At 69.3% G+C, this 8911-nt stretch carries 12 protein-coding genes and 1 pseudogene; 5 read left to right on the forward strand and 8 right to left on the reverse strand.

The genetic code is table 11. The annotated features are described in order from the left end of the window. The first annotated feature begins 80 nt into the window (after positions 1 to 80). A complete protein-coding gene (locus J7E87_RS15565) occupies positions 81 to 815 on the forward strand; it encodes a class I SAM-dependent methyltransferase (RefSeq protein WP_215094217.1) in 735 nt (244 codons plus the stop codon). Then, positions 812 to 1882: a prenyltransferase gene (locus tag J7E87_RS15570; protein WP_215094219.1), complete on the forward strand. Its 1071-nt coding sequence runs from the start codon at positions 812 to 814 to the stop codon at positions 1880 to 1882. Before J7E87_RS15565 ends, J7E87_RS15570 begins: the two co-directional genes overlap by 4 nt. An 18-nt stretch (positions 1883 to 1900) precedes the next feature. Here the strand turns inward: J7E87_RS15570 and J7E87_RS15575 are convergent, their stop codons facing one another. The 6 genes from J7E87_RS15575 to J7E87_RS15600 all read right to left on the reverse strand — a co-directional run bounded on the left by J7E87_RS15575 (position 1901) and on the right by J7E87_RS15600 (position 6453). Further along, complete coding sequence (locus J7E87_RS15575; protein WP_215094221.1) at positions 1901 to 2194, reverse strand: hypothetical protein; 294 nt, start codon at positions 2192 to 2194, stop codon at positions 1901 to 1903. Between the two features lie 77 nt (positions 2195 to 2271). Beyond that, positions 2272 to 3282: an LLM class F420-dependent oxidoreductase gene (locus J7E87_RS15580; RefSeq protein ID WP_215094223.1), complete on the reverse strand. Its 1011-nt coding sequence runs from the start codon at positions 3280 to 3282 to the stop codon at positions 2272 to 2274. A gap of 112 nt (positions 3283 to 3394) precedes the next feature. Beyond that, on the reverse strand, positions 3395 to 4219 hold the full coding sequence (locus J7E87_RS15585; RefSeq protein WP_215094225.1) for a DUF5336 domain-containing protein: 825 nt from the start codon (positions 4217 to 4219) through the stop codon (positions 3395 to 3397). A 151-nt stretch (positions 4220 to 4370) separates the two neighbouring features. Further along, positions 4371 to 5318 carry an N-acetylmuramoyl-L-alanine amidase gene (locus tag J7E87_RS15590; protein ID WP_308312947.1) on the reverse strand — a complete coding sequence of 316 codons (948 nt, stop codon included), beginning with the start codon at positions 5316 to 5318 and terminating at the stop codon, positions 4371 to 4373. A gap of 22 nt (positions 5319 to 5340) precedes the next feature. Continuing rightward, positions 5341 to 5991, reverse strand: coding sequence for a class I SAM-dependent methyltransferase (locus tag J7E87_RS15595; protein WP_215094227.1), 651 nt, complete (start codon positions 5989 to 5991; stop codon positions 5341 to 5343). A 42-nt stretch (positions 5992 to 6033) separates the two neighbouring features. Next, positions 6034 to 6453: an ATP-binding protein gene (locus J7E87_RS15600; protein WP_215094229.1), complete on the reverse strand. Its 420-nt coding sequence runs from the start codon at positions 6451 to 6453 to the stop codon at positions 6034 to 6036. An 85-nt stretch (positions 6454 to 6538) separates the two neighbouring features. Here J7E87_RS15600 and J7E87_RS15605 point away from each other — a divergent pair, with 85 nt between their 5' ends. Together J7E87_RS15605 and J7E87_RS15610 are read left to right on the forward strand one after the other, a co-directional pair. Continuing rightward, entirely contained in the window at positions 6539 to 7387 is an 849-nt protein-coding gene (locus J7E87_RS15605) for a helix-turn-helix transcriptional regulator (protein WP_215094231.1), read from the forward strand. Then, entirely contained in the window at positions 7347 to 7619 is a 273-nt protein-coding gene (locus tag J7E87_RS15610; protein WP_215094233.1) for a DUF397 domain-containing protein, read from the forward strand. Before J7E87_RS15605 ends, J7E87_RS15610 begins: the two co-directional genes overlap by 41 nt. Positions 7620 to 7682: 63 nt before the next feature. Here the strand turns inward: J7E87_RS15610 and J7E87_RS15615 are convergent, their stop codons facing one another. Then, the gene (locus J7E87_RS15615; RefSeq protein WP_215094235.1) at positions 7683 to 8087 is read right to left on the reverse strand and encodes a hypothetical protein; all 405 of its coding nucleotides are present in this window, start codon (positions 8085 to 8087) and stop codon (positions 7683 to 7685) included. A 257-nt stretch (positions 8088 to 8344) separates the two neighbouring features. Between J7E87_RS15615 and J7E87_RS15620 the strand changes: the two genes are divergently transcribed. Further along, positions 8345 to 8569, forward strand: coding sequence for a DUF3307 domain-containing protein (locus J7E87_RS15620; protein WP_215094237.1), 225 nt, complete (start codon positions 8345 to 8347; stop codon positions 8567 to 8569). Between the two features lie 104 nt (positions 8570 to 8673). Here the strand turns inward: J7E87_RS15620 and J7E87_RS15625 are convergent. After that, a pseudogene (locus J7E87_RS15625) lies at positions 8674 to 8911 on the reverse strand (amino acid ABC transporter substrate-binding protein); the annotation flags it as partial.

Below are 8911 nucleotides of genomic sequence, written 5' to 3' on the forward strand. Positions count from 1 at the left end.
TGGGCGGCGTGCGTCCAGGGTGCTCCCCGCTCCGCGGCCACAGGAACTGGTTCCTCCGACCTCGAAGGCAGGCCGACCCCGTGCTGACCGTCGACTTCTCCCGCTTTCCGCTCGCCGCAGGCGACCGTGTGCTCGACCTCGGTTGTGGCGCCGGGCGGCACGCGTTCGAGTGCTACCGGCGCGGTGCGCAGGTCGTGGCGCTCGACCAGAACGGCGAGGAGATCCGCGAGGTCGCCAAGTGGTTCGCCGCGATGAAGGACGCGGGGGAGGCGCCCGAGGGCGCGACCGCCACCGCCATGGAGGGCGACGCGCTCAACCTCCCCTTCCCCGACGAGTCGTTCGACGTCGTGATCATCTCGGAGGTGATGGAGCACATCCCGGACGACAAGGGCGTGCTCGCCGAGATGGTCCGGGTCCTCAGGCCCGGCGGGCGCATCGCCGTCACCGTCCCCCGCTACGGCCCCGAGAAGATCTGCTGGGCGCTCAGCGACGCGTACCACGAGGTCGAGGGCGGCCACATCCGCATCTACAAGGCCGACGAGCTGCTGGGCAAGATGCGGGAGGCCGGGCTCAAGCCGTACGGCACGCACCACGCGCACGCGCTCCACTCGCCCTACTGGTGGCTCAAGTGCGCCTTCGGCGTGGACAACGACAAGGCCCTGCCGGTCAAGGCGTACCACCAGCTGCTCGTCTGGGACATCATGAAGAAGCCACTGGCCACGCGCCTCGCCGAGCAGGCGCTCAACCCGCTGATCGGCAAGAGTTTCGTGGCGTACGCCACCAAGCCGCATCTGCCCGCGGCGGCCGCCAAGTGACCTCTCCCGGCCGTACGGAGCATCTCGTCCTGCCCGGGGTTCTCACCGCGGAGGAAGCCGCCGAGACAGTCGCGGGGATTCTCGCCGGGCAGCGCGAGGACGGCGCGATCCCGTGGTTCCGCGGGCACCACCTCGACCCGTGGGACCACACCGAGGCCGCCATGGCGCTGGACGCGGCGGGCGAGCACGAGGCCGCGGCCCGTGCGTACGAGTGGCTGGCACGGCACCAGAACCAGGACGGGTCCTGGTACGCCGCGTACCACGACGGCGACGCGGACCACCCCACCGACCGTGGCCGCGAGACGAACTTCTGCGCGTACGTCGCCGTCGGCGTCTGGCACCACTACCTCGCCACCGGCGACGATGCGTTCCTCGACCGGATGTGGCCGACCGTGTTCGCCGCGATCGAGTTCGTACTGGAGCTGCAGCAGCCCGGCGGCCAGATCGGCTGGAAGCGGGAGGCGGACGGCACCCCGCTGAACGACGCGCTGCTCACCGGCAGTTCGTCCGTCCACCAGGCGCTGCGCTGCGCGCTGGCGATCGCCGAGGAGCGCGAAGAGCCGCAGCCCGACTGGGAGTTGGCGGCGGGTGCGCTCGCGCACGCGATATGCCGGCACCCCGAGCGCTTCCTCGACAAGAGCCGCTATTCCATGGACTGGTACTACCCGATCCTCGGGGGCGCGCTGACGGGAGTGGACGCAAAGTCCCGTATCGAGCAGAGCTGGGACGATTTCGTGGTCCCCGGCCTCGGAGTGCGGTGCGTGCTGCCCAACCCGTGGGTGACCGGCGGTGAGAGCTGCGAACTGGCTCTGGCTCTATGGGTGATGGGCGAGTCCGACCGGGCGCTGGAGATCCTCCAGTCCCTCAAGCATCTGCGTGCCGAGGGCGGCATGTACTGGACGGGGTACGTCTTCGAGGGAAGCCCGGCCATGTGGCCGGAGGAACTCACCACCTGGACGGCGGGATCGCTGCTGCTGGCGGTGGCCGCGCTCGGGGGGGACGAGGCGACCACCGCCGTCTTCGGGGGGGAACGGCTGCCGCGCGGGCTGGCGCCCGACTGCTGCTGAGCCATTGCGGTCAGGGCATCAGTGGCGGCGCATGCGGCCGGCCACCGCGTGGCCGACGAAGAGGTAGACCACGGCGGCGAGGCCGTAGCCGGCGACGACTCGCGCCCATGCTTCGTCGAAGGTGAACAGGTCGTATGACCAGCCGGCGAGCCAGCGCGCGACATCCTGGACGAAGACCACCAGGTCGTTGGCGCGGTTGGCGTCCAGCAGATACATCAGGATCCAGAGGCCGATGATGAAGGCCATGACATCGGCAACGATCGCTATGACCATCGCGGCCTGATTCGTTCCCTTGCTGTGACTGAGGCTCATATGCATCTGGTTGCCGCTTGTGAGCGTGTGAAACCCCTCCGATTCCGCCCGAGCTGAATTTTCCCAGTCGCCCGGGCCTACGAGACCAACTCGGCCAGGACCCGGAGGGTGTGCGGGTCAGGGGCCGTCACCAGCAGGTCGGTGACCGGGCCCTTGCGCCACAGTTCCAGGCGTTCGGCGATCCGCTGCCGCGGTCCGACGAGTGAGATCTCGTCGGCGAAGGCGTTGGGGACGGCGAGGACGGCCTCCTCGCGGCGGCCGTCGGCGAACAGCTGCTGGATGTGCCGGGCCTCGGACGCGTACCCCATACGCGCCATCAGGTCGGCGTGGAAGTTACGGGCCGCGTGCCCCATGCCGCCGATGTAGAAGCCGAGCATCGCCTTGACCGGAAGCAGCCCCTCGGCGACGTCGTCGCAGACCTTGGCGCGGGCCATCGGCGCGATCAGGAAGCCGTCGGGCAGGTCGGTGAGGGAAGCCCCGTACACATCCGTGCGCAGTGGCGACCAGTACAGCGGGAGCCAGCCGTCCGCGATGCGCGTCGTCTGCGAGATGTTCTTCGGCCCTTCGGCGCCCAGCAGTACGGGCAGGGAGGCACGCAGCGGATGCGTGATGGGCTTGAGCGGTTTGCCGAGACCGCTGCCGTCCGCGCCGGTGTACGGATGGGAGTGGAAGCGGCCCGCCAGCTCAACAGGGGCCTCGCGCCTGAGGACTTGGCGAATCACGTCGACGTACTCGCGGGTCGCCGTCAGCGGGCTCTTCGGGAAGGGGCGGCCGTACCAGCCCTCCACCACCTGCGGCCCCGACAGGCCGAGCCCGAGCATCATCCGGCCGCCGGAGAGATGGTCCAGGGTGAGCGCGTGCATGGCGGTGGCGGTGGGCGTGCGGGCGGCCATCTGGGCCACTGCCGTGCCGAGCCGGATGCGGGAGGTGTGCGCCGCGATCCAGGTGAGGGGGGTGAAGGCGTCGGAGCCCCAGGCCTCGGCGGTCCACACGGAGTGGTAGCCGAGCCGCTCGGCCTCGCGGGCGAGTTCCAGATGGCCGGGGTCGGGGCCGCGGCCCCAATAGCCGAGTGCGAGGCCGAGTCGCATACCGAGTCCCCTCTGCCCGTACGTTTCTGACGGGGCGTCAGAATACGTCAACGGCCCCCCGCCCGGAAGGGCGAGGGGCCGCTGAACGGACCGTGTGCGTCAGCCGATTGCGTCAGCCGCGCTGGATGCCCGAGGTGTCCTGCAGGATGCCACGGCGGCCGTCCTGCGTCTGGGCGATGAGGCCGGGACCGCGCTGCTCGACCGCGAGGTACCAGGTGCCCGGCGCGAGTTCGGCGATCGGGGTCGGCGCACCGTCCTCGCCGTACAGCGGACGGGCCACCGGAACCGCGAACCAGAACGGCGTGAAGTCGGCGGGGCCGCCGGCCTGCTGCGGCGCGGCCGGGGCCGGCTGCTGCTGACCCGGGTGCTGCTGGGCGCCGTACGGCTGGGGCTGACCCGGCTGCGCGCCGTAGGGCTGCTGCTGGGCGCCCGGGTAGCCGTAGCCGCCGGGGGCGCCGGGCTGCGTGCCGTACGGGTTCGCGGCCGGCTTCGGGGCGCCGATGAGCGGGGCCTTGAAGACCGGGACGATCAGGGAGCAGACGGCGCCGGCCGCGAGGAGGAGCGCCGCGATGAAGCCGAGGATCAGGCCGGTGCCGGCGTCGACGCTGCCGCCGACGTCCAGGGAGCCCGCCGGGTCGAAGATCGCGCCGAGCGCGCTCCACGCGGTGAAGACGGTCAGGGCAACACCGAGCTGACCGAGGTCGAACCCGATGACCTTCGGCGGCTGGGGCAGCGCGCGGGAGATGACGATCAGCGCCGCACCGATGATGCCGGCCAGGTAGACACCAAGGAGCAGGGAACCGTTGTCCCAGGCGGTCGGCACGTCGTCGCAGTTGTTGCCGGAGCAGTCGAACGTGTCGAGGAACGAGGCGATGAACAGCAACACCGCTGCTCCGATCACCACGCCATCGCCTCGAGTGAGGGAGCGGATGTTCACGTAAAAAGTCCTTCGTCGGTCGTCTCATCGGGGCGGTCGTCGCTGCCACCGGTGTGGCGGTGTGCACGGCGCGGAGCTCGGGGGTGACTCCCCATCGTAGAGGTGAACCTATCGTCTGCCCGATCCGGCCGTCTGCCGGGTATCGGCACTGTTACCTCAGGAGGTAACTGCCGATGCCGTCTGCGATTCCCTGCGCCGCTTTCTCCCGCCAGCTCGAACTCTTCAGCAGGGCGGCGTCTTTCGGGTCACGCATATTGCCGCATTCGATGAACACCTTGGGCACTGTGGACAGATTCAGGCCGCCGAGATCCTTGCGTACGTCCAACCCGGTGCCGCCGCCGACGTAGTTGGAGGGGGCGCTGCCGGTCGCGCGCACGAACTTTCCGGCGATCCGCTCGCCGAGGTCACGGGACGGGCCGACGATCTTCGCGGTGTCCGCCGCACCACCCTTGACCAGGGCGGGAAGGATGACGTGGAAGCCGCGGTTGCCGACGGCCGAGCCGTCCGCGTGGACGGAGACGACCGCGGCCGCCCCGGCCTTGTTGCCGACACGCGCCCGTTCGTCCACGCAGGGACCGAAGGGGCGATCGTTGGCGTGAGTGAATTTGACCGTTGCGCCCTGCTTTTCGAGCAGCGCGCGAAGACGTTGTGAAACATCGAAGGTGAATTCGGCCTCGGTGTAACCGTCGTTTGTGGCCGTGCCCGTCGTGTCGCATTCCTTGCGATTGGTTCCGATATCCACGAGTTCATTGATTTCGCTCGTGTGCCGGAAATTTCCGGGATTGTGCCCCGGGTCGACGACCACGACCTTGCCGGCCAGCGGCCCCGACACATTCCCCTTGGAGGGTGAGGGCGCGGACGTGGCGGCGGGGGAGGAGGCGGGCGGCGAAGGGGATGGGGCAGGTCCCGGCTTGCCCGCGGTCTGCCGGCTCGGCAGCGGCAGTACCTTCGGCGGCTCGTTGTCCTCCGGGCCGCTCATCGCCCTCCAGACCAGCCACCCCGCCAGAGCGGTCGGCACCAGCGCGGCGATCGCGATGGTCAGATTGCCGCGGCCGACGCGGCGTGGACGGGCGGAGGGCTGGTTCTCGTCGTACGACACCCTCGCGATGCTAGCGGGCGGCTCAGATCCCCGGCCCGGTACGCCGAAGGACGCGCAATGAGTCGGTCACCGAGACCTCGGTGAACGCGCCGGACGCGAGCGCCCGGAGGTAGACGCGGTACGGGGCCTGGCCGGTCCACTCGTCGACCGGGTCGGGGAAGACGTCATGGATCACCAGCAGGCCGCCGTCGGCGACATGCGGCGCCCAGCCCTCGTAGTCCCCGCCCGCGTGCTCGTCGGTGTGGCCGCCGTCGATGAAGAGCAGGCCGAGCGGCGTACCCCAGACCTTCGCGACCTGCCCGGAGCGCCCGACGACCGCGATGACGTGGTCCTCCAGGCCTGCCTTGAACAGGGTGCGGCGGAAGGCCGGGAGGGTGTCCATCCGGCCCACCTCCGGGTCGACGACGTCCGGGTCGTGGTAATCCCAGCCCGGCTGCTGCTCCTCGCTGCCCCGGTGGTGGTCGACCGTGACGGCCGTCGTGCCCGCCTCGCGGGCGGCGTCGGCGAGCAGGATGGTCGAGCGCCCGCAGTACGTACCCACCTCCAGCAGGGGCAGGCCGAGAGCGCCCGCCTCGGCCGCTGCCGCGTACAGGGCAAGTCCCTCCCGTACGGGCATGAAGCCCTTGGCGGCCTCGAAGGCGGCGAGGGTCTCCGGCTTGGGGGCGGCGGCCATGGTTCCTCCTGGTCGTACGGGGTGTCCGGCCGCCATCGTGCCTCACACGTCGCACTCGAACCACATCGTCTTGCCTCCGGGGAGCGGCACCGTGCCCCAGCGGTCGGTCACGACCTCGACGAGGAGGAGCCCCCGCCCGCCCTCGTCGAGCTCGTCGCCTCGGCACTCGGGGCGCACCGGGCGGGGGCAGCGCGGGTGCTCGTCGGAGACCTCGACCCGCAGCCCGTGCGGCCGTCGCAGGATGAGCAGCGTGCAGCGCCTGCCCGGCACATGCTGCACGACATTGGCGACCAGCTCGGTCAGGGCCAGCTCGGCGGCGTCGGTCAGCGCGGCCATCTCCCAGCGGGTCAGGAACGTCCGCAGGATGCGCCGCAGATGCCGCGCCGAGTGCTCACCGAGTGTGAAGCCTGTGCGGTAGCTGTCGCCAATTGCCGCTGGTGAGCCGTCAGTTACGTGATTCATGTCACTAGCGTGCGGTGGTGTGGTTACGCTCGGCTACGAACGGAAACGAACGCCGCGAGGCGTGAGCTTGGGGGTGACCGCCCGCGTGGCCAATATCCGCGACCTCGATCCCAGCGCATCGCCGCTGGACTACTACGGCTCCGAATTGCGCCGCCTGAGAGAGGACGCCGGGCTGAAGCAGGGCGAGCTGGGCGTCAGCGTCTTCTGTACGGCGTCGCTGATCGGCCAGATCGAGACGGCGAGGAAGGTGCCGACGAGGGACTTCTCGGAACGGGTGGACGCGGCGCTGGGGACGGGCGGGGTGTTCTCGCGGCTGGTGGGGCTGGTGCTGCGGAGCCAATTGCCGAGCTGGTTCCAGGCGTATGCGGAGATGGAGGCGCGGGCGGCGTACATCTCCACGTTTCAGGCGCAGTTGGTGTACGGGTTGCTGCAGACCGAGGCGTATGCGCGGGCGCTGCTGACAGTCGATCACCCGGACAGGGTCGACGAGATGGTGGCGGCGCGCATGGAACGGCAGCGCATCCTGGCTCGCGAGAATCCTCCGGTGCTGTGGGTGGTGCTGGACGAGGCGCTACTGCACCGGCAGGTCGGCAGCCGCGAGGTCATGCGGAACCAACTTGCCCACTTGTTGGGTTTCCGTGATCGGCCATGGGTGCAGGTCCAGATCCTGCCTTTCTCCGCCGGTGAGCACACCGGGATGATGGGGTCGTTCAACCTCCTGCGCTTCGAGGAGGACCCGGATCTCTGCTACGCGGAGAGCTATGACTCGGGCCAGATGACGGCCAACCCGCAAGTGATCAGGGAGCGTTCCGTCGGTTACGCTCGCTTGCAGGCCACGGCCCGGTCCCCCGAGGACTCGGCGGCGCTGATCGCTCGCGTAATGGAGGAACGTTATGGGGACCAGCCTGGACCTGACGGGCGTGCAGTGGCGTAAGTCGTCGTACAGCGGCACCAGTGGGGGCGACTGCGTCGAGTGCGCCCCCCTCGGCGCCGCCTGGCGTAAGTCGTCGTACAGCGGAGGCACCGGCGGCGACTGCGTCGAAGTCGCCCCCCAGCCCTGCCGTATCGCCGTCCGCGACTCCAAGAACCCCGGCGGCCCCGCCCTCGCCGTCACCCCCGCCGCCTTCGCGGCCTTCGTCACGGCCGCCGCCGAGGGCGGCCTCTGAGAGGCCTGATCCGGTGTTGAACTCTGCGGAGGGCGCGCTGTGCACGCCCTCCGCAGTGCTAAATCACTTCTTCTTCTCCAGGCAGACGACATACGCCGTCAGGCTGGAGTTGTCTTCAACGTGCGTCGCCGAGACGGCCCAGCCGGTCGCGCTGGTCCCGTTGGCGGCGGGGCCGCCGTTGGGGCCAATGGGGTAAGAGTCCGTGAGGTAGGCAGTGGCGGCGTCGGTGACGTTGGTGAGGCCGCCGCCGCCAACCGCGGTCGCGTCGGTCGGGCACTGGACCCATGCGGTCACATTCTGGTTCGGAACCAGGGCCATGGGGACGCCGACGTAGGTTTTCGCGACCACCTTGCCGTTCTTGTCGGATCCGTCCGTATCCGGATCGTCGGCCGCGTAGGCCGTGGACGTCATGCCGGTCGCGAGCATCATCGGGACGCTCGCCAGAGCGAGAACTATGGAGCGCTTCAACTCCAGACCTCCTGTCAGGGTCGATACCCGATCCGCGATCTGTAGCGGATCGATCACCTAGTGTGTAACGCTAAAGGCACATATGGCCGATTTGCCATTGCGCGGGACTGAATGGGTGAGGGGGCTCTTCCGGTCGCGGTCGTCCTGGTGCCCGGCCCGAAGCCGCGACCATCGAACGCCGGAGAGCTGCCCCCGCGGCACCAATGTCTGGTGCAGTTGTCTGGTGTGCGACAGGTGTCGTGGACGGAGGCGGCCTGATGCTGTTCTTCGAGAGCCTGCTGGCGCATCTGGCCGGCGACTACCTCATCCAGTCCGACTGGATGGCGACCGAGAAGGTCAAGCGCTGGTGGCCTGCGGTAGTTCACCGGCGTCGGGGATCAATGGGACCGTGGTCGGCGCTGAGATTGATCTTGATGCCGGTCCGACTGCTGGCCTTCTCTGGGCTGCCCCGGGCTAGCGTCGGCTGCCGCGCGACGGTCTGAGAATGCGGTCGGGGCCGCGCGAAGCTGAGAGCCCGTATTCACACGTAGACAGGTAGACAGCCTCAAGTTCGGACAGATCTGGGCAGTCGGACCTCCGTGCTCTCTCAGCTGGCGTGAAGGATCCGAAAGCGATCGGGTTCCGCCGGATCTCGATCAACGACTTGGATTGGCGTCCAAGCCCATTGCCAAACGCTGATGCCCGGTGTGCGGGAGAACTGGATCTGCCCGCGGGTGCCTTCGACTGCAACGCGCGGCCAGGATTCGGCAGTGCGCGCCCGGTCCGCACCGTGAGAACGCAGCACATCGGCGAGGACGGCGACCGTGTCGTAGCCCTCGAAGGCG

This window comes from Streptomyces sp. ISL-1 (genome assembly GCF_018614585.1).
GTDB classification, from domain to species: domain Bacteria; phylum Actinomycetota; class Actinomycetes; order Streptomycetales; family Streptomycetaceae; genus Streptomyces; species Streptomyces maoxianensis.